The sequence below is a fragment of the Bdellovibrio sp. HCB209 genome (assembly GCF_047306065.1).
Lineage (GTDB): Bacteria > Bdellovibrionota > Bdellovibrionia > Bdellovibrionales > Bdellovibrionaceae > Bdellovibrio.
This window is the reverse complement of record NZ_CP178618.1, coordinates 2311827-2335596: the sequence shown is the minus strand read 5'-3', so window position 1 is coordinate 2335596 and position 23770 is coordinate 2311827. Positions and strand designations below refer to the sequence as shown.

Genomic DNA, 23770 nt, shown 5'->3' with positions numbered 1-23770 from the left:
TAGTGGTGTTCCTTTGTTATTTGTCTGTTACCTTTAAGCCCGGTTCAGCTTTGGAGGGCGCATGCAATTGAGACGTATTTTTACACTGTTAGCAGTCGTGGGAACCATGACTTTAACCGCTTGCGGTGGTGCCGATCAGTTTGCTGCATATCATTCTCAGCCGGACGACAATGGGACAGTCTCTTTGAGCCATCAGAACTTCCAACAAGACGAAGATTCGGATGTTTGGAATTCGTCTCTTCCGACTCAACAAGCCACTGTTGGCAAAGCTGAGGACTTCCCAGTTCCAGCAAATCCCCCTGTGGTGGATAACGAAAATACAATCAATCTTCCTCTACAACCAGCCACGGTTGATCCCAATATGGAACCAACCCATGGTTCAGTTTCAGAGGAGCAAATCGCAAAAGACCGTCCTAAGGCTTCTGAAGTTCAGGGCACAGCAAAGCTCACTCCGACAGTTTATTTTTTCCCCGTGTTTGATGAAGATAAAAAATCTTGCCCTGATTCAGAGAAGGTCACTTTGCATGGTCAAGGTGGCAAGGCTCTGATTCGTGTTTGCAAAAAAAGCTCTTTAGCTTGTGGTCTGCAAGGTTCTTGCTCGATTAAGCAAAAAGGTAAAATCCGTATGCTTAATATTTTGGCTCGTATCAAGGGTCAGAATCGTTATTTTGAAATCAATCGCGAAGAATGCAAATATGGATATGGCGACCGTACGGTTTGCTTGGATCCTTTCCATACATTGGCTGCGGATTTGAAAGTCTATAAGTTGGGTGAAGTGATCTATATTCCGTCAGTAATCGGATTGATTTTGCCGGATGGTTCTTTGCACGATGGTTACTTTATTATTCGCGATAAGGGATCGGGCATTAACGGCCGTGGACGTTTTGATTTCTATTCGGGCTTCGTTCCTTGGTACGAAAGCACGAATCCATTTAAACGAATTGGTTTGGCAGATAAGACGACTTCGGTTCCTTACCTAAGAATCACAGGAGCTAAGGCCAAAGAGATCCAAGCTCGTCGTTCTTACCCTAGTATTCCTAAAGACAATCAGCCTTTCAAATAAGTAGTTATTCGCTTCGACCGATCGGGCTTGGTTTAATCCCATCGGTCTCAATCCCCATAATTCCGCGACACGCCATCCTGGCTCACCGTCGCCGGCTTTGCCGGTTCGCGCATCCATGCGCCGACGGAGGTCGCTGCATTACGGGGCTTGTGCCCGCTGGGCTTAAACCAATCCCGATCTGTGAGTCGGGATTTTATTTTTTTAGCCTTTGATTCCTACGGTTACTAGGGTGGGGGTTAGGATTTTTTGGACTTCTTTGGGGGAGAGGCCGACTAGGAATCCTCTTTTGCCGCCGTTGATGTAGATCTTTTCTAAGCTTAAAATTGATTCTTCCATGTAGACGGGCATTTTCTTTTTTGTTCCGAAGGGTGAAGTGCCGCCGACTTGGTAGCCGGAGTGGCGGTCAGCGACTTCGGGTTTGCAGGGGTTGATGGCTTTAACACCTAGGGTGCGTGCTAGGTTTTTTGTGGAGACTTGCATGTCTCCGTGCATGAGGACGATCAGGGGTTCTTTGTTTTCGTTTTCCATGATCAGGGTTTTAATCACGGCGTGTTCGTCGACTCCCATTTCTTTTGAGGAGTGGGCTGTGCCGCCTTTTTCTTGGTAGGCGAAAAGGTGATAGGTCAGTTCGACTCCGTGTTTTTCTAGTTCACGGAGTGCTAGGGTCATCGGAGGTTTTTGGTCGTGGCTCATGTGCGAGACTCCGGTGCGGCATCTGATTCGGCGTTTTTGTTCGAAGGGTCTTCTGCATCAATGTAGGTTTGCGTTTGGTCTTCGCGCAGAACTTGGGCCAATTGCTGCATGCCTTGGCGGGATACATCTAGGAATTGTTTTTGATCGTGGCGGAGTTTGTATTGCTCGGCCATCATCAGCTCATCGTGTTTGTGGAAGCGTTCAATCACAGAGTGGGCGCGCTCTGAGGGGAAGCCGAGATCCTTTAAAAGCTCGCGAGTTAGTAGCAAGCTTGATTCAAAGGTTTCGCGGCGGATGTGTTTTATTGGAATGCCCGTATCCAAAAGATCGAAGACGTGAGCACGGTTGCGTGCACGGGCGTAAACTTTCAAATGCGGATAGTGGTCTTTCGCCAAATTTGCAATTTGCTTGGATGTTTCGATGTCGTCGACAGCGATCACTAAGTATTTTGCTTTGTGGGCTCCGGCGGCATCTAAGATTTCCGCGCGGGCCGCATCACCGTAATACACTTTGTGACTAAAGCGTCTTAGTAATTCGATTTGATCTGGATCGTGATCAATAGCGGTGAAGGAAATTTCTTGGGCACGCAAAATACGACCGAAGATTTGTCCTACGCGGCCGAAGCCTGCGATGATGATTTCGTTTTCGACTCCCGCAAAGCTATCGAATTCTTTTTGTGGGCGGTGAGTGGCGGCCCAGGCTTCGATGCGCGAGTTGATCACGATCACAAACGGACTTGCAATCATCGATAGCGTTACGATCAATGTTAGTGTGTCAGATAGATCACGGCTTAAAACATTTGAAGTTTGTCCCACACCGAAGATCACGAAGGCGAACTCACCCCCTTGAGCTAAGAAGGCCGCCATATTGCGGGAGGCAGTGGAGTTGAGTTTTAAAACTCGGCCGACTGCGAAGAGGGCCATGCCTTTGATCACCATGTAAAGGGCTGTGGCTGCCAAGATGAAAAGCGGATCCTTCATGATCAGAGTGATATTCACTGACATCCCTACAGATAGGAAGAATAGCCCCATTAGCAAACCCTTGAAAGGCTCAAGGTCGGCTTCTAGTTCATGACGGTATTCAGATTCGGAAAGCAATACGCCTGCCAGGAAAGCTCCCAAGGCCATGGAGATCCCCATGTGCTCCATCAAGTAAGCAACGCCGATTACGATCGTGAGGGTGACACCGGTGAAAAGCTCGCGGCTGCGAAGTGAAGCAACCAAGCGCAGGAAGGGGCCCATCAAAGTGTAGTTGAAAATTAAAAGGCCTAAAAAGATGGTCAATGCTCCCAACCAGTTTACCTCAGCTTGAGTGGCTGCTTGGACTAAGCCCAGTGAAGGAATGATTGCTAGGGCTGGGATCGCGGCAACGTCTTGCATAAGTAGGATTGCAAAGGATGATCTACCAAATTCCGTGTTAAGGACTTTTTTCTCTGACATGGCTTGCAGGGCAAATGCTGTGGAGGAAAGGCTTAAGGCAAAGCCCGCCACCCAGGCGCTCTGCCAAGAGGCTCCCAGAGTTTTAACTAAAAGACCCAGGGCGAGCGTGCAGGTTAGCAATTGGAGGCCGCCAAACCCGATTAGGGTGCGTTTCATTGCCAAAAGTTTCTTGGGTTGCAGCTCTAGGCCAATTAGGAAGAGCAGAAAGACCACGCCGAACTCAGATAAGTGCTGAACGGATGTCACATCGGTAATCAATTTGGCCCCTTGAGGACCTATCAGGATACCAGCAGCTAAATAGCCGAGGATGCTGCCAAGGCCTAATCTTTGAAATACGGATACGAGGACAACGGAGGAGACTAAGAACGCCAGAACTTGGAGAAGTTGATTATGCATGGGGAGAAGCGTAACAATAAGGCCCCCTCAGCGCCAAGTTAAAAAAAATTCAATCCATAGGGCATTTTGGAAAATCTGCCTGTCCCGATTTAAAGACTGTCCCGATTAGGAAAATTTCATTTTTACTTCTGGCAGAAGGGGTGTAGAACCCACCCGAATTCGAAAATCATTTACGGGGGTTTTACCTATGAAAACGATCAATCTTCTAATTACAGGAATGTTAGCTGCGGCGGCTTTGACGGCATGTGCTCCAGCTTCACAAAACGGGACAGTAGCAGCGGATAACAACGCTCAAATCATCGGTGGCGAAAAGGTTCAACCTGGTTCTCGCATCATCCGTTCCACAGTGGCTTTGTATGACACTAAGGTGGGCGCTCTTTGCTCAGGCACAGTGATCGCTCAAGATATCATTTTGACAGCAGCTCATTGCGTTGGACCAAATCCAAAAGCTATGTTCGTTATCTTCAATAACGAAGTTGAGAAAGCTCCAAAACAACAAATCCGCATCGTAAAAGCTGCGATCGTTAATAAAGACTACAGCGAAACTCGCAGAGATAACACAGCAGACATCGCTTTGGTTCGTTTCGAGGGTGCATTGCCAACTGGTTACGCTCCAGCGAAAATTCTTAAAAACTCAGGCTTGTTGCGTGAAGGTACTTCAACGATCGTAGCAGGTTACGGCTTGAACCGTTCATGGGTATTTAAATCAGGTGCTGGTGTTTTGCGCACGACTTCTTTGAACATCGCAGATCCAAACTTGACGGCTACAGAGGCTTCTCTTCAGCAATCCCTTAAAAAAGGTGTTTGCAGTGGTGACTCTGGTGGCCCTGCATACCTAGATATCAACGGTGAGTTGCATGTTTGGGGTGTTGCAAGTCGTTCAGATGCCTTGCCAACACGTTTGACTCCAGATTGCTTCTTGATGTCTATCTACACTCGCACTGATGCTTATACTCAGTGGATCGCTGACAACATGGCGGAACTTCAAAAGTAAGAGTTCCTTTTTTGACCTGCATCGCAGTTTCAAAATTTGAATAAACAATAAAAAAGGCCCTGATGAAGGGCCTTTTGCTTTTTTAGAATGGTTCCGACTTATTTAATCGTTAAGAACTTTTCCAGTTGTTCGATCTTTCTAGATGGCGCCTTGCTGGTTTTAAGGTCTGTCAGAGTTTTTTCCCAGATCTTGCGCGCGGCTTTAAGGTCTTCGGCTGGCACCTGAGCCTTCGGAATACTCAAGGTCAGTGGGGAAACCAAGGTACAACAGTCATCAACCGCTTGGCGCAAGTGATGGCGGTGAGTAAAGCCCGTGACCACAAAGAAGCGCTTTCCTTTTAGATCTTGAAGCAAGGTCATGACATTTTTATCCATCGCCTTTTCACGGTCTTCATCCCGATGTTTATAGTGCTTTGCTAAGGCCTTATCAGCCTTCGGGGAATGCACCTCAGTAAAACCATATCCTCCGACATCATCCATCAGGCTTTGGCGCTCTTTTTTAGCTTCCGCCGTCGGTGGCTTAGAGGGTTTCGTTTTATCAGCATCAATTCCATAGACGGGAATATCCAAGCGTTGAGCGGTGACATAAAGCAGAGCTGCCTCGGGAGGCGACTTTGTCCAATCCTGTTTTTTTAGATTTTCAGGACTGATTTCGATCAGTAAAGCATCGGGCTTATATACTTCAAGTGCCTTGGTGAGGATGCTTAAAGGATAAACGTCAGGCTTGGTGTGTTGCTCGTGAACGGAGCCGATCAGTAAAACTTCGGATTTTGTTTTACCCTCGATGCTGAAATAGACACCGAAAATAATTGTTACTGCAAATAATAATAGAACTCTTCTCATGAAATACCCGCTGTCTATGAGGCGCGAATATATGCGAAATCACAAAATAACCAATCATAAATTTGAATCTCGACAATACTGAAAGCGTTTTGAAACAGAACTGACAAGTTTCATTTAAACTCTTGGGGAGGTCGAGTATGCGCATTTCAGACGTCTCCATTCGCAACGCAGTTTTTTCTTGGATGTTGTTCGCAGCATTTATCATTTTCGGGTTCATTTCATTTATGCGGTTAGGGGTCAGTCAGCTGCCTGACGTGGATTTTCCCGTCGTGAATGTGGCGATCACTCTGCAAGGAGCGGCTCCTGAAATTATGGAAACCTCGGTGGTCGATCCGGTTGAGGATGCGTTGTCTTCGGTTGAGGGCGTTCAACGAATCAGTTCGGTTAGTAAAACTGGCATTGCGAATATCACGATCGAATTTGATTTGGATCGCAACATTGATGTGGCCTTGCAGGAAGTGCAAACTAAAGTGGCTCAAGCGCAGCGCTTGTTACCTCCGGCGGTCGACCCTCCGATTATCACCAAAACCAATCCCGACGATCAGCCGATTCTGTGGCTGGCGCTCATGTACGACAAAAACAATCCGTATTTTTTAATGACCTACGCGAAGGACTATCTGAAAGATCGTTTCACCATGGTTTCTGGAGTGGGGGATGTGATCCTGGGCGGATACACAGATCCCGCCATGCGTATCTGGGTGGATGCCGATAAATTAAAAAGAAAAAACATCGCCGTGAACGACGTGATGGAATCCATCCTCAGTCAGCACACGGAGGTTCCGGGTGGCTTTATTCAAAACCCAAAAACTGCTTTTAACGTGCGCACGTTAGGGGAGTTTAAGGACGCCAAGGGCTTTGACAACATGATCATCAATCGCAGAGCCGGTATGGTGATTCAAGATCCTTACAACACGATTCGTTTAAAAGACATCGGTCATGCCGAGGAATCCTTAGCCGAAGTTTATCGGACTTCTCGTTTTGATGGAGTGATGGCTCTGGGGATCGGGATTAAAAAACAACTGGGTTCTAATGCAGTCGCCGTTGCTAATGCCGTTAAAGAGCAAATGAAAGAGGTGCAAAAGCAATTGCCCGAAGGCATGAGGCTTGGGATTAATTTCGATTCATCCCGTTATATCGAGCAAAGTATCAACGAGATGGTAAAGCATCTGATCTTGGCCGTTATTTTAACCTCGATTGTGTGCTGGGTGTTTTTGGGAAGCTTCACTGCGACCTTAAACGTTTTGTTGGCCATTCCGACTTCGATCATGGGGGCCTTCATTGGTTTGTATTTCTTTGGCTTTACCTTAAATACATTCACGCTGCTAGGTCTGACCTTAGCGATTGGTATCGTCGTGGATGATGCCATCATGGTTTTAGAAAATATATTTAGGTACAACGAAAAGGGTTTAAGGCCGATTGAATCAGCGATCATTGGTGCGAGGGAAATCACCTTTGCTGCATTGGCGGCCAGTGTGGCGATCATTGCTATTTTCCTACCGGTTGCTTTCATGAAAGGTGTGATCGGAAAGTTCTTCCTACAGTACGGGATCACGATTTCCTTGGCGGTGATGTTGTCACTATTAGAGTCATTAACGATCACTCCCATGCGTTGTTCGTCGTTTGTTCATACAGGGCACAGAACCACACGCATTGGAAAAGCTTTTGAAACTTTCATGGAAAAATGGCGCGAGTTTTATTCGCGTACGTTGAACTTTACTCTGGCTCATCGTTGGCCGGTGTTATTGGCCTCTATTGCTTTTGTGGCGTTGTCTTTCGTAACCGTTCGTGGATTGAATCGTGAAATGACGCCAGCTCAGGATCAAAGTCTTTTTATCATGAGAATGTTCATGCCGATCGGGACATCGCTTGCGAGTTCGAATGCAAAAGCCCAGGAGATTGAAAAATGGATGCGTTCGCAACCCGAAGTGGCTCACGTCTATGCCAGTGTTGGTGGTTTGGGATCTGGAACGGGAAGTGATGCGAACACAGGGCAAATGTTTATTACTCTTAAAGACAAAGACGAACGGGGCGAGAACAAACAAAAGGGCAAAGTCCTAAGTCAGCAAGAGTTCATGTCCTATGCTCGTCAGGAGTTGAGCAAAAATATCAAGGGTGTCCAAGTCTTTATGATGGACCCTTCCAGTCGCGGATTTTCGACGGGGAAAGGTTATCCGATTGAGTTCGTTCTGCAAGGGCCGGATTGGGCAAAGCTTGAAGAGCTGAACAATAAAATGAAAGAGGACATGAAAAACTCTGGCATGATGGTCGACGTGGATTCGGATTACCTGGCAGGTATGCCAGAAATTCAAGTGACACCGACGAGGGATAAGGCCGCGATGCGCGGGGTGAGTGCCGAAGCCATCGGGACAACCGTGCAAGCGATGATCGGCGGTGTAAAAAACGGTCAATACACCAAGGACGGTCATCGTTATGACGTTTATGTGCAGCTTAAGAAAACCACAGACCCTCGGGATGAATTTCAAAAACTTCTAATCGCCAATGATAAAAATAATCTAGTACCAATCGCTCAGGTCGCAGATGTGGAGGAAAAAGCGAGCCTTCAACAGGTGACTCGTATGAATCGTCAGCGCGCGATCACCATGTATGCGAATTTGTCTGAAGGGGCTTCGCAACAAAAAGCTCTCGAATTTATTTTTTCAAAAGCCGGTCAGTTGCCGCCGGGATACACCATTGCTCAATCAGGAGCGGCAAAGACCTTTAGTGAGTCCTTTGATAGTTTGATATTCGCTTTGGCTCTGGGAGTGATCGTGGCCTACATGGTCTTAGCGAGTCAGTTTAACTCCTTCTTAGATCCGCTGACTATTTTGATGGCTTTACCATTCAGTTTCAGCGGGGCTTTCTTTGCTTTGTCGCTTACGGGGCAAACTATCAATATGTACTCGATGATTGGTATTTTGCTCTTAATGGGGATTGTGAAAAAGAACTCCATTCTGATGATTGATTTCACCAATGCTGTTCGTGACCGCAAAGAAAACGTCACCGCTGATGAGGCTTTAAAAGAAGCCTGTCCCGTGCGCTTACGTCCCATCATCATGACCAGTGCTGCGACCATCACAGCCGCGATGCCTTCGGCGTTGGCGACGGGGGCAGGTTCTGAAACTTTCAAACCCATGGCGATTACACTTATCGGTGGCGTTTTGGTTTCGACGATTCTTACCTTGTATGTGGTGCCTGTGACTTACTCCTTGGTGGATAGATTCCGCAAACGCGACACTCGCCAAAAAGATGTGCGCGAAGCCTTCTTGCATGTGGGGGACGCCACTTCGATCAGTGAAGACGGTAAAGCCATTCTGAATGGCGGCGAAGGACCACAACCAGGGGAGCAAGTCGATTTAGAAGCGAAAGATGGATTGCTAAAAGATGGCGAATCAATGCCAGAGATTTTGGAAAATGAAGATCAACCAGAAGCGAAAAAAGGAAAAGAAAAGATGTCTTTATTTAGCTGGTTAAAACGTAAATACAAATTTAAGAAAACAGAAAAACCTGTGGATGCTAGCAGCAGTCGTATCGAAGCTGTTCAGGATGGAAAAACAGATAAAGAAGGTTTGACTGTTCAGCGCCAGCCTCGAGCCGAAGACATAGAGCCTGATTTTGATCGTGGCATGCCCCATGTGGCAGATGCCCGAAAGGTTCCTCAGGATAATTATAAGGATGTCAGAGATCGTCGTCGCGAAGAGCGTCGTGAACGCCGTCAGCACTCCCGTGAGCGCGATAGAGACTTATAGTAAATTAACGCTGCCAGCGCGTTTGGAAACTTAAAGTCACAGTCTTAGAAAGACTGCTGTTTTCAGGCGTGCCGAACAGAGTTTGATCGGCATAGGAAAGTGTAACGGCATTTTCCATGCTCATCATATAATTTGCCATCACAGCCCAAGTGATATTCTGTTGAGCGGAGCCAGACGAGGTCTGTGCTCCTGAAATTTCGATGGCGTCTTCGTAGAGCCCCGTAAAGCTTGTACCTAAACGCCAGTTGCCTTTATTCCAACCACCACCGACGGTCCAGCTATGACCCAAGTTTGGAGTGGCAGTGATTTCACCACCTGACGATGAAGTGCTAAAGTCTCGCGCAAAAGATTTATGAATTTCTACGCTGGAGTTTGCATCCCAAGTGCCGAAAACTTTGATTAAAGCTAAACCACCACCCAAGGTGAAAAAGCCACGACCGCGAGAATCTGCTGCTAACATATTTTCTGCATCGTAAATGGAAGGGGATGTCGGTAAAGTCAGTTGCAGAAAAGTGATGCCTCGAGGTTTCCATCGAGAGTACGTCAATTCTTGGAAGGTCTCATGGCCTAAGTTCAAGGCGATATCGCCAAGGCCCGTGCTGTTCTCATCAGCGACTTTGCGATGAACCACAGGAATGGATGCACCTGTTTGCACGCGATCAGACAGCAAGGTTGCCGCTTCGATTTTAAAAGTTTGGCTTTGATTGGCGTCGTCGCGTTTGATCCATTTTTTATTCGGCAAAACGTCGTCAGTGATTTGGCCATAACTCAGAGAGCTCGTAACCTGAGCCTTATCATCACCCATGATCAAAGCGGGGAAAGCAAATCCTCCACCACAGCAGCTGGCAGCGTATGCATTAGCAGAAAATCCCGAAATGATAAGAGCGAGGACGAGGTTTTTCACAGGAGCAAGCTCACAGTCGCTTGACCAACCGTTGTTGTTCCATTTTTTAGAAAGACGCGGACTTCCCAGTCTCCCGGCATAATAAAGAACACGCGGCGAACACGGTAAACTCCGTCTTGAATCTTTTCAATCGTAACAGGCGAGGACCCGTGGCCCATCGATGGCATCCACAAGATCACACTTAAAGTACTGCTTGGATCTAAGTAAGGTCCTTGAGGTGTGTCTGTGTTTTTCCAAAACTTTAAGATGAACTCGGACTCTTGTGGTGACTGCGGACCTGTTGTCCACTCGACACTCGCGCACAATTCAGAGTTTGCAAGTTCCAGGGTGCAGCTTGTAGTAGGCTGCTGATTTTGCGAGGCGATTTTTGGATCGATATAATCAGGCCGGGCGCAGGCACTTAAGAATAGAAATCCGCAGATCAAATATTTCATCTAAGCGTCCTCGCGTTGGATAAAACAACCAATCGCGCGGCCTTCTTTCATGCGAACGGCTTTGCCTGCTTCGATGTCATCTAAGGCGTCTTTTAGAAAGTGTTTCTTAGCGGAAGGACCTTGGCTGCTATCGGTAACACCGCCTTGGTACAAAATCTCTCCCGCTGGATTTAGAACAAATGCGTGGGGAGTTTTTAAAGCTGCAAATTCGTTAGCCAGGCGAGATTTTGAATCTTGAATAACAGGGAACGGAAGAGCTGCCGCTGAGAAATGCTGTTTCGTGACTTCAGAGTTTTCATCCGAGTTCGAATGAACGCCGATGAATTTGAAGTCTTTAAATTGCTCTGCCATATCTTTAAGCAAAACTTCGTGACTGGCAGAACAAGGGCATTTTGCCGACATGAAAACGACGACGGTGCCTTTGGTGGCTGTTTTAGTCTCATGATGCAGAAATTTGCCATTCAACACATCTGTTCCATCAACCGAATCGATGGATTTAGCGGCCCAAACATTCAATGAGAACACAGTTAATAGGAGAATTATCGCAGACTTCATGGGGCCGTTCTAACACAGGGAGTTGGAGCCGCCTAGGTGGCAAATGGTTGCACCCCATTTTTTGACGCGCCCTGCTTGCAGGTTCTCAGGGTCTCGGGCAAAATTTTTACATGTTTGAGCAACTCAGAAATTACTTCCATCGCTTTAAGCTACATAGACAACGCGGGCATGTTCACAGTGACTTAGATGCACTCCTAAGTTTTGCCTCTGATCAAAAACACCTCGAGGACCAACTTCATTGGTTGGTGATGTTACTTCGTTGGGTTCGCTATGAAGCGAACATCGAAGGCCAAGAAGAGCGCGGCGGAGCTGACGGTCATATCGCTATTGCACGTTTAAGATACGTGTTGATGGTTTTAGAGCGCAATCCTGAATGGAAGCGCGATGTAGCCGTGATCTTACGTTCAGTCGTAAAAAACGTGAGCGGTCTTGAGCTTTACACTGAGACCGGGCTTCCGCGTGAGTTGGGAGTTATCGGAGAATTTTTTGATCGCTTGATCATGAAGATGTTGCCAAGCCCACCGCTAGATCACGAATTGGGTTACTTGTTCTGGGAGCTTTTCCCAAGTGCCAAGGATCCGGTGTGGGTCGCTTCGATTGATCATGTGCTTTTTGCGAAGTTGCTAGATCTATTTAACTACCAAGTGTCTCCGACGGAATCTGATTGGAATCGTTTAGACCGCGATATGGAAGACGCGTTGATTTACTTGGGCATCCAAGTTCGCGCGATCGGGCTTTCGCCAGCCATTCGTCATCGTTTGGATAAGCAAAGTTTCCGTGATTCAGCTTTTTATGCCTTAGTGAAAGCTCTTGAAGAGTTTATGACGGCTCACGCGAGCGGGCGCCCTGAAATCTTTTTTGAAAAGGCAAGCCGCCTGCGTTTGGTCGTTTGGGAATGCCGTCGTGAACTTTCGCAAGTTCACAAGCATTTGGATGAGTACGGTGTTAGCGTGAATCTGGTTTTCCAGATGACTCGTTTGCGTATTTATCTTCAGCGTATCGATAGTCTCGTGGATATTCTTATCACTGATGTGCCGGATGCTAAAAAGGTAACGTCGTTCCTTGCTGGCTTGATTGAAGAAAATCACGAGCTACAAAGCGTCGGTGCACTTCTTTCTCAAAGCATCAACTTACTGGCAAAAAAAGTCGTCGAACGAGCAGCTGAAACGGGCGAGCATTACATCACTCGTACCAAGGAAGAATACCGTCGCATGGTGACGGCTGCTGCCGGGGGTGGTTTTGTCACGGCCTTTACTGTCTATATAAAGACAGGAATTTTAGCGGTTGGTTTATCTGAGTTCATGATTGGTGTTGCCGCCTCTATGAACTATGCGATCAGCTTCGTGGTGATCCATCTTGTGGGCTTTACGTTAGGAACGAAGCAGCCTGCGATGACAGCACCTGCTTTGGCGGAACGTATGCGCGAAGTCGATTCCGAAGAGGGGATGGAGCGCATGGTGGACGAGATCGCTCACTTGATTCGCTCGCAAGTTGCAGCTGTCGGCGGAAACGTTTTGATGGTGATTCCAACCACTCTATTAATAGATGCGATGTATTTCCTTTTATCTGGAAAGCACATCATGTCTGAAGCGAGTGCGATGAAAGCGTTTACCTCTGTTGATATCTTTGGGCCGGCGATTTTCTATGCGGCCTTCACAGGGATCTTGTTGTGGCTTTCAAGTTTGTTCGCAGGTTGGGGTGACAACTGGTATGCACTGAACTCTTTACGTACGACTCTGGGGCGCAGTCCAACGCTGATGACGATCTTTGGTCGTGTGGGTGCGCGCAAGATTGCTTTGTTCTTTGAAAAAAACATTTCCGGTCTTCTGGGGAATATTTCTTTGGGTGTGATGCTGGGGATGACTCCCGAGATTATGCGCTTCATGGGGATTCCGCTGGATGTGCGTCACGTGACTTTGTCCTCAGGGACGATGGGAGCGGCGATGCCAGTGTTGGGCGTAGGATTTTTAAAGACATGGCTTTTCTGGAGAGCTGTGATCGGAGTTTTATTTATTGGTTTCTTTAACGTCAGTGTGAGTTTTGCGATGGCGTTCTGGGTGGCTATTAAAGCCCGTGCAGTGACGCCACCAACTCGTCGTGCGATTCGTAAAGCAGTCTTCCGCAGACTGCTTCATCATCCTTTAAGCTTCTTTTTGCCGGTCGGAAAAACAGTCCCGAAATCAGCTCCAGGCGGGCATTCTCACTAGAGTTCCGTGCCTAAAAATTCCTCATTCACAAAAATTAACCACCGCAATGCGTCGCTTGCGGTGGTTTAATTTTAAGCACGCCATCTCAAATAAAATCATACCTTCTATAAGTGATTCTAATACTTAAGCGCGAAATGGTTCTAGTTTTGAACTGAGGTGCCACTTTGGAACTACAACTCGGGGAGCACGGCTTGACAGAAAATTTCACTTTTTCGCGGACAAAAATATTTTTAGGTGGTTCCAAAAGAGTACTTGATAAAATGTTCAGCATGAAATGAACTCCCTCTCCATAAGGACTTCTAAAGGGATGAAGTCCACGGAATATGGGGGGACCTATTCATGAAACTTAATTTGTTTTCACTAATCCTGTCTCTATTGGTTGCAACTTCTGCTCAAGCTGAGCGTGTAATTGTAATCATGAAGGATTCACAAACTTTCCAAGCTGCAAACATGGCTTACAGAACTAAGGGCTCTGGCGCTCTTAAGACTGGTAAAGCAGTAGCTACTCCGGTTGACGCAGAAATCGAACAAAGTCTTGAGCATCTTAATACTTTGATCGTTGATGCAAAAAACGACACTGAAATTGCAAAACTTCAAAACGATCCAGCAGTGGCATACGTTGAAAAAGAAGTTTTCCATCCAGCACCACTTCCAGTGCGTGGTTGGTTGTCAGTTCCAGTTAAAAACGCTCCTAAAGTTCCAGGCGCTAAAACTCCATGGGGGATCTTGGCAGTTAAAGCACCTGAAGCATGGAACAAATCAAATCAAGGTCAAGGCGCTCGCGTTCTTGTTCTAGATACTGGTATCGATAAAGAACATCCATCTTTGAAAGCTAACTTCGAACAAGGTAAAGACTTTACTGGTGAATCAGATGGTTCTGACTTCTCTGATAAAATCGGTCACGGTTCACACTGTGCAGGTACAATCGCTGGTGTTCTAGACAACAACGGTTTCACTGGTGTTGCTCCTCAAGCGAAACTATTGGCTGGTCGCGTGTGCTCTGAAAACGGTTGTTCAAACGCAGCTATCGCAGCGGGTGTTAACTGGGGTATCGCTCAAAAAGTTGACGTAATCTCTATGTCTCTTGGTGGTGCTTGGTCTACTCCAGGTGAGCGTGATGCTATCGCAAAAGCAGCTAAAGCAGGTCTTACTGTTGTAGCAGCTTCTGGTAACGACGGTTCAGCTCGCGTTTCTTACCCAGCAGCTCTTCCAACTGTTATCGCAGTTGGTGCTATCGACAACACTCTTAAGAAAACTGACTTCTCTCAATACGGTCCAGAATTGGCAATCGTAGCTCCGGGTGCAGCAGTAGTTTCTTCAGTTCCACAAGGTACTGGTCGTGAGTCTTCTGTTAAAATCGCAACTGGCGGCAAACAAGCTCCAGTGAACTCTACAACTTTCCAAGGTGCTCGCGAAGTATTGACTGCTGAAACGAACGTTTTGGTTGATGCAGGTCTTGGTAAAGATACTGATTTCGCAGGTAAAGACTTCAAAGGTAAATACGCTTTGATCGGTCGTGGCGAAATCAATTTCTCTGTTAAAATCCAAAACGCTATCAAAGCGGGTGCAGTTGGCGCAGTTATCTACAACAACGCTCCAGGTTTGATCCAAGGCGCTTTGACTTCTGATGGTTCTGTTCTTCCAGTTGCTGTGTTCATGATCGAACAAGAAGTTGGTAAGAAAATCGTTGAGACTTTGACTGCTGGTAAAGAAGTAAAAGCAACTCTACAAACTGTTGCAACTGACTACGCAGCTTTCGACGGTACATCAATGGCAACTCCGCACGTTGCTGGTGTAGCGGCTCTTGTAAAAGCAGCTAACAAAAACCTTAACGGCGCACAAGTTAAGCAAATCTTGACTTCAACTGCGACGGCTTTGGGTCCAAACAACAACAACGAATACGGTGCTGGTGTTGTTAATGCTGAAGCAGCTGTTCAAGCGGCTCTATCAGCTAAGTAATTAGATCTAAAATTTAGATTTTGAAATTAGGCTCGCATGGATTGCGGGCCTTTTTTTATTTTCTCTTTACGCCGTGGCCAGCGAGGGCGTACGCTTTTAACATGCACAATCTTCCGGCATTGATTAGCGATTTGGCCCTTATTCTTGGTACCGCAGGTATCGTCACTCTTCTCTTTAAAAGACTAAATCAACCCGTAGTCCTTGGATACTTGGTTGCCGGATTTCTGATTGGCCCGAAAGTGGGACTTTTCGGAACGGTCAGCAGTTCTGAAGGAGTGCAGCTGTGGGCCGATATCGGTGTGATCTTTTTGTTATTCGCATTAGGGCTGGAGTTCAGTTTTAAAAAACTGATTCGCGTCGGAGGTTCTGCGGGAATCACGGCCCTTTTTGAAGTGGGCTTTATGACTTTGATTGGTTTCACCACGGGAAAACTCTTGGGGTGGGATCTGATGGACTGTTTGTTCCTAGGGGGGATCCTAGCAATCTCATCCACCTCGATTGCCATGCGTACGATTGAGGAGATGGGTTTCAAGAATATGAAATTCGTCAGCATCGTCATGGGTGTTTTGGTTATTGAAGACCTCGTGGCCGTTTTGCTTTTGGTATTCCTGACGTCGATTGCGGTGACTCGTGATGTGGCGGGAGGGGATATGTTGATGTCCTTCTTAAAACTCGCGTTTTATCTCTCTTTATGGTTTGTGGTCGGGATCTTTTGGTTACCGACAGCACTAAAACGCGCACAGAAAATTCTGACAGAGGAAACGATCTTGGTTGTTTCTGTCGGACTTTGTCTGGCGATGGTTGTGTTCGCGGTGAAAGTTGGTTTTTCTGCGGCCTTGGGTGCTTTTATCACCGGTTCCATTTTAGCTGAAACTATCGAGGGTGAGCGTATTCATCATTTGGTGAATCCGATTAAAACACTTTTCTCTGCGGTGTTCTTTATCTCTGTGGGGATGTTGATTGATCCAGATGTGATCGTAAATCACTGGCAGGTGATCCTGTTGTTATCGACTTTGGTTATTCTGGGGAAAACTGCAGGTGTTACGGTCGGTGCGATTTTGTCGGGTCAGTCTTTGCGGTCCTCGTTGCAAACCGGGATGAGTCTTTCGCAGATCGGGGAGTTTTCTTTCATTATCGCGACGGTGGGGGTGGGCTTTAAGGTTGTAAGACCTGAGCTTTATCCGTTGGCGGTTTCTGTGTCGGTGCTGACGGCATTTACAACTCCTTTCATGATCCGTATGGCTGATGGGACTTATCAACTTTTGGAAAGAAAACTGCCGAAGGATTTGATTGAGTCTTTAGATCGTTATTCATTGTTTTCATTTACGATGACGGCGAACAAGGAATCTCGTGATCAAGTTCGCTCTTATGTATTTAAGATTTTCTTAAATGCTGTGATCGTCATTGGTGTGTTCTTGTTGATGGCGCGAGTGACGTTGCCGTATTTATTGAATCATCAAGTTGAAGAAGGCTCCGCTAAGTTTTTAACTTTGACGACGACTCTGATTATTAGCTCGCCCTTTTTGTGGGCGTTGGCTTTCGGGCGCACGAAACAATTTGATAGCCTGGTTCCGGGCGAGGTTCGCGGGACCCAGAATTATATCTTTGTGGTCTCTCGTGTGATGTTAGCTGTGGGGCTTATCGGTGCGATGGTGGCGCAGTTTGTTCCGCTCGGTTGGGCTTTAGGAATTACCGCCTGGATGGCAGTGGTTGTGGGTTATGTTTTGTCGACCAAGCTTCGTTCGATCTATCAGTGGTTTGAAAATCGCTTCATCACGAATTTGACCGAAGATGTGCGTAAGGTGCCTGCTCGCAAACACACTCAAGCTTTGGCTCCTTGGGATGCCCATTTAACTGAATTCAAAGTTCCTGCCGAAGCTCACTATGTGGGAATGCCGTTGGCGGAATTGTCGATCCGTGAACGTTTCGGTGTAACGGTTGCTTTGATTGAACGTGGTCGTCGCAAAATCATGGCTCCGGGCCGTGATGTGATGCTGATGCCGCAAGATATCGTCTTTGTTATCGGGACCGATGAGCAGTTGGCGAAGTTCAAAGCATTCATCGATGCGGAAGACGACTATTTAGACACAGAGGATGAACTTTCTGAATACTCTTTGGAAAAGTACGTTTTGACAGAAGAGTCTATATTCCTGGGTAAAAGCATCCGTGACAGCGGACTTCGTGAAAACACCCACGGATTGGTCGTGGGGATCGAGCGCGAAGGTCACCGCATCCTAAACCCTGACTCTGCCGAAATTCTGCAAATCGGGGATTTATTATGGATCGTCGGCGACCGCTCGCGAATTCTGGAGCTGGTTTAAAGTTTCAGCTTAATCAGCTTTTTGATGATCTCTAATTTTCCAGCGTCATAAGGCGGGAAGAGCATGGCCATAAATTTTCCGGCCCAGCCTTGCTTGAAGATCGCCTTTTTGTGCGAAAAGGTCTCAAACCCATATAGCCCATGATAGTTACCTAGACCACTCGCTCCCACGCCGCCGAAGGGCAGGTGAGGGTTTAGCATCGAGACCATCGAGTCATTGATCGAGAGTGTTCCCGAACTTGTTTCCTTCATCAATTGGCGAACATGGAGTTCAGAGTTTGAGTAAAGGTAAATGGTCAGGGGCTTTGGTTTTTCGTTAATAAAGTGCACCACTTCACTGAATTCTTTGAACTTAAAGATCGGCAGAATCGGCCCAAAGATCTCCTCGTTCATCACTTTGCTGTGCACATCGACGTTATCTAAGAGTGTTGGTGCGACATAATTTTCTTCAAGAACCACCTCACCTCCCGCTAATAGGGAGGCGTTGTTTGCTAGGGCATCTTCAAGTAGCCCTTTAAGGCGGTCCGCATGTTTGCGGTTGATGATACGTGCAAAGCTCTTGGATGATCTGACGTCATCCTTGTGGGTTCCATAGAACACTTCAAGTTCGGCTTTAAGTAATTTAATGAAGTGGTGATGGATCGAATCCTGAACAAAAAGGTAATCAGGGGCGATGCAGGTCTGTCCTGCATTTAGAAATTTCGCCCAAAGGATCTTTTGTGCTGCGAGTTTTAGGTCAGCGGTATTATCCACGATGGTTGGGGATTTTCCTCCCAGCTCCAAAGTGATTCGCGCCAAGTTTTGCGAAGCGCCCTTCATGATGTGCTTACCGACCTCGGTACTTCCGGTAAAGAAAACATGATCAAAAGGCAGGGCAAGGAGGGCAGTTGTCGTTTCCGGACCACCCTCAACCACGGCGACTTGTTCTTGCTTGAAATACTTTGGCAGCAACTTATGAAGAAGTCGGCTGGAGTTCGGCGCATATTCCGAAGGCTTTAAGACCACCCCATTTCCTGCCGCAAGTGCCGAAATCATCGGGCACAGGGAAAGATAAATGGGATAGTTCCAAGGAGCGATGATCAAACAGGACCCAAGGGCTTCAAAGCGAGTGTAGCTTTTAGATCCCATCAAAAGCAGCGGAGTCGAAACCCGTTGAAGCTTCATCCACTTTTTTAGGTTCTTTTGCGTGAAACGGATTTCTTTTAATAGAGGCATCACTTCGGCACTTAGCGCCTCCACCTCGGGCTTTTTGAAATCAAGGTGGAGAGCTTTGCAGATCTCGGCCTGATTTTCTGTGATCAGGCGTTCCAGCGTTTCAAGGTACTCGTACCTCTGATGCCAGGAATCGTTGCGAGCATGCTGAGAAAAGACTTTTTGGCGAAGTGGCAGTTGTTCGATCATGTGTTTAGCTTAGGGAACATCTGGCAGAAGGTAAAGCCCCATGTCTGAAAACACATCGAACTTATGAAGGTGTGTGTCTCGAACTTTACCACTTCCTTAAAACTGATTTTGCAGCCGTGTTATCACTAGCGCAGTTTCCTAAGTAAGGGTCCGAAATCACAGCAATTACGGTGGATGTACATGTCGATTTGTTTGGATTGTTCCGATAAAGAGACATCACTCGAGGCCACCAATATGTCAGTACTTTTGAGAAATAAAAAAGGTAACGCTATTTTGCAGGTTCTCGCCGCCATTATCGTAATGGGGATCAGCTTTTATTTTCTTTCGTCTTATGTAATTGCTCAGAAAAAACAAATCGTAAAAACCAAGAACGTCGTGAATTTGAAGTTCGCCGTGAACAGCGCCATGGACTATGTGGTTTTTGGTATCCGCCAAAAATACTGTTTCGACAACAATACGCTTTTGCAAAACATCGATGCGTGTAATTGGAACCACGCGGGGAATGTCGAACGCCTGGTGATGTCGGATGAACAGTTGCAGTCGTTGAAGGAGATGGTGGCAGCAGGTGCTAATATCGGTCCTCACAATGCAGATATGAATAAGCTGCGCGTTGATAAGATTGAACTACTTTTAAGTTTTCCTGTTTCTCCGGCACATCCTTTGTTTTCAATCGTTGATGCTTTAAAAAGCGTTGTGAATGAAACCAATGGTGAGGTTATCAAGGTTAAAGGTATTCGCATTGTACTAACCCGTCCTGAAAATTCTGGTTATTTGCCGAAGTCAGGTCGTGAAGTCTATGTGATGGCCGAGGCTTCCTTGTTAGACAGTTCTAGTAATGTCATTCAAATCGGCCGAGCCCCCTTAGAAGTACGCTCGCAGATCACAGTTTTCCCAAGAGAGATGGGTTCTTTCGGATTGGTTCTACCTCGTGATCTACATTTAGATCAAGCGTGGAATGCGGTGATACCCGCAGACAAATTTGGAGACGTTAACTTACACAAATTTGCAAATAGAACTCTGGTGGGCAGTAGCCCTGGTTTGGTTTTTTACAGCCCCGTATTCGTTAATGGAAATATTTTTCTTCCGGCTGATGGTGGGAAGGCGGCGAGTTCAAACTACTCAGCAGTGACCTTTGCTGACCGCGTTTACATGGGTAATGGTTGGATTTTGCAGCCTGATGGAACTCCCTATGCTCCAACAACGATGGGTGGATTGCCAGATCGATATTGGTCTGACTCACGTGTCTTTGGTGGTTTTTTAGGTGGGATTGAAAATGATGGTAGTTCTGATGCCGGACTTGAAGTGTTGTCGGGGCGCTCAAATGGAATCTTGTCGGGGAGCTTCGATTGGAATCGTATTTGCGCAGATTACAATAAAAAGACGGTGGACATCAAAACGATGAAGGTTTCCACGATGAAGGCTAAGAGTGTTGATTCATCCACAGATGGTGCGACACAAAAATCTAAGTATAAAATCACTCTTAGCAATTATAATCAGTATTATCCTCAGAAAAATTCGATCCCCTTGCCCAATTTAGACAACTGGGCTCAAGGTAAGGCTGAAATAAAAAATATCGATAAATGGGGTGATAAAGCGGTGTCGGGCGCAGTAACCAGTATCTCTCTGTCTTATGGAAATAGCCCCAATTTTCGTGAGGTGGTGTTTGATTTAACCAAGTATGGATCTGCAGTTTTAGAGCCATCAGTGGTGAATGAAACTAAAAAAAATGAATTGCAACGAATTATCAGTGATGCAAATGCAGTTCTTCTTGGATCGACAACTACAGGTGCGAATTATCAGTCTGATCTAAATAAAGCTAAGGCTGATCTGGCGACAGCGAAAACAGATCTAGCCTCTAAGAAAAGTGATTTGCAAAAAGAGCTGGCGAAGCCAGTTTATTCTGCTTCACCCACGCCAGTGCCTTCTCCAAATGTCAGTCCGTCTCCGTCGGGGACTCCGGAGCCATCTCCTGCTCCAACTACAGATCCGACAGCTTCACCAACGATCAGTCCAACAGTGGAGCCCACGGTAAATCCGACAATTTCACCGGTAGCGACTGTCAATCCTTCACCGACGGTGGTGGATTCAACGCAATATCAAAATCCCGATACAATTGCGACGTTGAACAGAGAGATTAGTGATTTGGAAACTAAAATTTCTAATCTGGATAAGGACATTGTTCGTCTACAAGGAAAGATTGCTGATTTAAACAATCAAAATAATCAGGCAACAGCGGACCTGAACGCAGCAACTGCTAAGCTGGCGGACTATCAACAGATCATCGATAATCCTCCAAAATTCACAATCGAGATGGATCCGGTAAAAACAGGCAGTGGCCGTGAGTATTTAGATCGGGCCAACTTGACCGTGAATATCACCAATGCGATGAATCTGCGTGATGCCAATGGAAATCAAATAACTAACTTCTCTGTTAGATATAAAGCCTATGATGGGACGTATTGGAATAGTAAACCCGTCGCACCTGATGCAAAGAGTAATACTCATTTACTTGGATATCTGAATTACACAATCGATTCTTCGGGAAAAATTGATAGACCATCGGGATTGTCGGCAACGCCGAATACATCAGGAACCGAAGAAGATGAGGCAGGAAGCTCCGTTGATATCGCGCAGAGCTGCGAAGATTTTTATGACAATATGAATTCACAGTCTTTTGGCGCCGCAAACTGGGGTACTAGCTTTTCAGGGGGCACTCGTTCGTCATGGAACTTTGCAGGTTTAGATTCCTCAGTTCCAAAAGAGGCCGGACACGAGAGTGAGCCTATAGTGGCGAATCGTGATTTTACGGTGGATAGCACAGAGTTTATTGTGAACTCTATCGTCGGTAATTGTGTGATCGAGCCGTCGACATCTTTCGTTACGGGATTTTTTACTTGCGACAATTTGACGATCAAAGGCGGTCGTATGAAGCCGCTGACTATCGTAGGTACATTTATCATTGGAAAAACTTTAAAAATAGATGAGCAGGCAATCCGCACCGGAATTCACTGGTATAGTATTTACCATCCTCAGGCGACGCGTATCTTGAGAAAACGTAAAATCCTCTATGCTTTGTCTGATGAATCTAGTGTTACGAAGTGTGATAGCCTTCCTTCACCCATTTGGCATCCGATTCCATCTATTCAAGAAACCGCAGATCGCATGTCCTGTAATGTAATCAGTCTTCGTGCAAAAGCAGACCCATTTAAATGGACCGCTGTGGATCCTGATTGCGGTGTCGAGCCAGGAAAAATGCAAACTGTGCCTACCTGCAAACGACGCATTATTCGCTATTTCGTAGTTGAACAGTCCAGAGAAGGGGCCGGCCTATGAAGAACTTAAGTAACAAACGAGGGCAGTCAGTTATCGAGTCTCTCGTTGCATTGGGCTTGATAACCTTTGTGGGCTTGGTATTTTTTGGCGGCTTTGCGCAGCTTAGAAAAACGTCGGCCGATAGTCTGATGGACTCTGCCATGGACAGACAAATTGCAGACATCGCGGAAAATATCAAAGCGGGTGTTCAAAAGTATCAGGTGAATTTCAATTTAGATAAGGCTTCTGTCGACTACTATTTGAAACTTGAAAACCTACCTATGGTTTGGGATGTCGGTGTGGTCGCAGAAAAAGGTCAGTGCGATCGCTGTCAAGGAAGCTATGGATACGTGATTCAGCCCTTTGATAAGTATCGTGGCCTGTATTTAGTGACATTGCGGTTGGCTCACAAAAGCTGGCCAGCTGAAGAACCCTATCGAGACTATACATTTGTGGTGAGTGCAAAATGATTAAATTTAACAAGAACGGTATGACAGTTATTGAACTCATGATCGGGGTGGCCTTGCTCTCGATCGTGATGGCAATTATTGTGTCCGTTCAAGTTAAGATGTCACAACAGAATATGGAAATGGTTCGTAAGCTTGATGATTCCGTCGATCAAAATTTAGCGGAAAGGATTCTGTTCAAAGATTTGAATGGTATTGATATCGCCTACAACAACCTCATCTTAAAAGACGATAACGGGAATAACTTTTATGATTTTTACCCCGACGTCACTGAAAATGTTCTTAAGGTTCGCGTAGACAGGGAAGTAGTTCTGAAATCCGGCGGAACTAGTGAGTTTTATACGATTACTCAGAATGCATCCGCAGGCCCATTGCTAACTTATGATCCTATGTGGGCTTATGACGTCGGTGTTGAGCCTCCGGATCCAAATACTCCTGCGCAGCTGACATTCAATGCAACTAAGAATAAAAAATGGATCACTAACGAGAAAAACGGTGGTCGCCCCGGCTTCTGGTATGAGGCGGGGATTTTATTCTTTGATACTCCCAGCCGTATTCGACCGGGTGACAGCGATGACATAGATAATACGATTCCTCCCCGCAGTCCTATTTATTTGGGATCTATTAAGTCGGGGAGCGATGATTTGCAAAACATGTCAGGAGAAGCGGCGGGAATGTTCAATCTGACTCAGCCGTATTCGGGAGACAAAATCACAAGCCTGGATAATTTTTTGAGAAAGGTCCCATCCGTTGGTGGTGGACAAACAATGGTGCGAGTTCGTGCCGCACGGCTAGTAAAGTACTACATCGAACCTGATACCAAGAAAAAAGCATCTGACTATGAAGTGCCACCGATGAACTTTTTTTCCGGAGAATATGAAAACGGAAAATTTGTACAGAGAACGTTGATGGCCGATGGTGTTGGCCGAGTTCTGTTTCGCCGCGACTCGGTTATTAAGAAAATGATTTATTTTAAGATCGAGAAGGCTAAGAAGAAATAGATTTTTGGATTTTGGACGTATGTGGGAGATTTAGGGG

The 23770-nt window shown here is 46.3% G+C and carries 16 protein-coding genes; 9 read left to right on the top strand and 7 right to left on the bottom strand.

The window, feature by feature from the left end:
• Nucleotides 1–61: 61 nt before the first annotated feature.
• On the top strand, nucleotides 62–1063 hold the full coding sequence (locus ACLVWP_RS11425; RefSeq protein WP_413557380.1) for a 3D domain-containing protein: 1002 nt from the start codon (nucleotides 62–64) through the stop codon (nucleotides 1061–1063).
• Nucleotides 1064–1264: 201 nt separating this feature from the next.
• On the opposite strand, the gene ybaK is transcribed toward ACLVWP_RS11425, so the two are convergent.
• A complete protein-coding gene (ybaK, locus tag ACLVWP_RS11420) occupies nucleotides 1265–1756 on the bottom strand; it encodes a Cys-tRNA(Pro) deacylase (protein WP_413557379.1) in 492 nt (163 codons plus the stop codon).
• On the bottom strand, nucleotides 1753–3591 hold the full coding sequence (locus ACLVWP_RS11415) for a monovalent cation:proton antiporter-2 (CPA2) family protein (protein WP_413557378.1): 1839 nt from the start codon (nucleotides 3589–3591) through the stop codon (nucleotides 1753–1755). The genes ybaK and ACLVWP_RS11415 overlap by 4 nt, the downstream gene beginning before the upstream one ends.
• Nucleotides 3592–3778: 187 nt before the next feature.
• Between ACLVWP_RS11415 and ACLVWP_RS11410 the strand changes: the two genes are divergently transcribed.
• Entirely contained in the window at nucleotides 3779–4585 is an 807-nt protein-coding gene (locus tag ACLVWP_RS11410; protein WP_413557377.1) for a S1 family peptidase, read from the top strand.
• A 98-nt stretch (nucleotides 4586–4683) separates the two neighbouring features.
• Here the strand turns inward: ACLVWP_RS11410 and ACLVWP_RS11405 are convergent, their stop codons facing one another.
• Nucleotides 4684–5427, bottom strand: coding sequence for a hypothetical protein (locus ACLVWP_RS11405; RefSeq protein WP_413557376.1), 744 nt, complete (start codon nucleotides 5425–5427; stop codon nucleotides 4684–4686).
• Between the two features lie 137 nt (nucleotides 5428–5564).
• On the opposite strand from ACLVWP_RS11405, the gene ACLVWP_RS11400 reads away from it, so the two are divergent.
• Nucleotides 5565–9173 carry an efflux RND transporter permease subunit gene (locus ACLVWP_RS11400; protein WP_413557375.1) on the top strand — a complete coding sequence of 1203 codons (3609 nt, stop codon included), beginning with the start codon at nucleotides 5565–5567 and terminating at the stop codon, nucleotides 9171–9173.
• 4 nt (nucleotides 9174–9177) lie between these two features.
• On the opposite strand, the gene ACLVWP_RS11395 is transcribed toward ACLVWP_RS11400, so the two are convergent.
• Genes ACLVWP_RS11395 through ACLVWP_RS11385 form a run of 3 tightly spaced genes read right to left on the bottom strand, consistent with a single transcriptional unit; the run spans nucleotide 9178 to nucleotide 11066 of the window.
• Nucleotides 9178–10077, bottom strand: coding sequence for a serine protease spb1 (locus ACLVWP_RS11395; protein WP_413557374.1), 900 nt, complete (start codon nucleotides 10075–10077; stop codon nucleotides 9178–9180).
• Nucleotides 10074–10511: a FixH family protein gene (locus ACLVWP_RS11390; protein ID WP_413557373.1), complete on the bottom strand. Its 438-nt coding sequence runs from the start codon at nucleotides 10509–10511 to the stop codon at nucleotides 10074–10076. Before ACLVWP_RS11390 ends, ACLVWP_RS11395 begins: the two co-directional genes overlap by 4 nt.
• Entirely contained in the window at nucleotides 10512–11066 is a 555-nt protein-coding gene (locus tag ACLVWP_RS11385) for a redoxin domain-containing protein (protein ID WP_413557372.1), read from the bottom strand.
• A 110-nt stretch (nucleotides 11067–11176) separates the two neighbouring features.
• On the opposite strand from ACLVWP_RS11385, the gene ACLVWP_RS11380 reads away from it, so the two are divergent.
• The 3 genes from ACLVWP_RS11380 to ACLVWP_RS11370 all read left to right on the top strand — a co-directional run bounded on the left by ACLVWP_RS11380 (nucleotide 11177) and on the right by ACLVWP_RS11370 (nucleotide 17553).
• A complete protein-coding gene (locus ACLVWP_RS11380) occupies nucleotides 11177–13273 on the top strand; it encodes a site-specific recombinase (protein ID WP_413557371.1) in 2097 nt (698 codons plus the stop codon).
• 339 nt (nucleotides 13274–13612) lie between these two features.
• Complete coding sequence (locus ACLVWP_RS11375; RefSeq protein ID WP_413557370.1) at nucleotides 13613–15232, top strand: S8 family serine peptidase; 1620 nt, start codon at nucleotides 13613–13615, stop codon at nucleotides 15230–15232.
• 101 nt (nucleotides 15233–15333) lie between these two features.
• Complete coding sequence (locus ACLVWP_RS11370) at nucleotides 15334–17553, top strand: cation:proton antiporter (protein ID WP_413557369.1); 2220 nt, start codon at nucleotides 15334–15336, stop codon at nucleotides 17551–17553.
• Here ACLVWP_RS11370 and ACLVWP_RS11365 read toward each other — a convergent pair.
• Nucleotides 17550–18953: an aldehyde dehydrogenase family protein gene (locus tag ACLVWP_RS11365; protein WP_413557368.1), complete on the bottom strand. Its 1404-nt coding sequence runs from the start codon at nucleotides 18951–18953 to the stop codon at nucleotides 17550–17552. The two genes, ACLVWP_RS11370 and ACLVWP_RS11365, sit on opposite strands and share 4 nt — an antisense overlap.
• Nucleotides 18954–19187: 234 nt before the next feature.
• Here ACLVWP_RS11365 and ACLVWP_RS11360 point away from each other — a divergent pair, with 234 nt between their 5' ends.
• Genes ACLVWP_RS11360 through ACLVWP_RS11350 form a run of 3 tightly spaced genes read left to right on the top strand, consistent with a single transcriptional unit; the run spans nucleotide 19188 to nucleotide 23733 of the window.
• On the top strand, nucleotides 19188–22286 hold the full coding sequence (locus ACLVWP_RS11360; protein ID WP_413557367.1) for a hypothetical protein: 3099 nt from the start codon (nucleotides 19188–19190) through the stop codon (nucleotides 22284–22286).
• Entirely contained in the window at nucleotides 22283–22735 is a 453-nt protein-coding gene (locus ACLVWP_RS11355) for a hypothetical protein (RefSeq protein ID WP_413557366.1), read from the top strand. Before ACLVWP_RS11360 ends, ACLVWP_RS11355 begins: the two co-directional genes overlap by 4 nt.
• Entirely contained in the window at nucleotides 22732–23733 is a 1002-nt protein-coding gene (locus ACLVWP_RS11350; RefSeq protein WP_413557365.1) for a PilW family protein, read from the top strand. Before ACLVWP_RS11355 ends, ACLVWP_RS11350 begins: the two co-directional genes overlap by 4 nt.
• Nucleotides 23734–23770 lie beyond the last annotated feature (37 nt).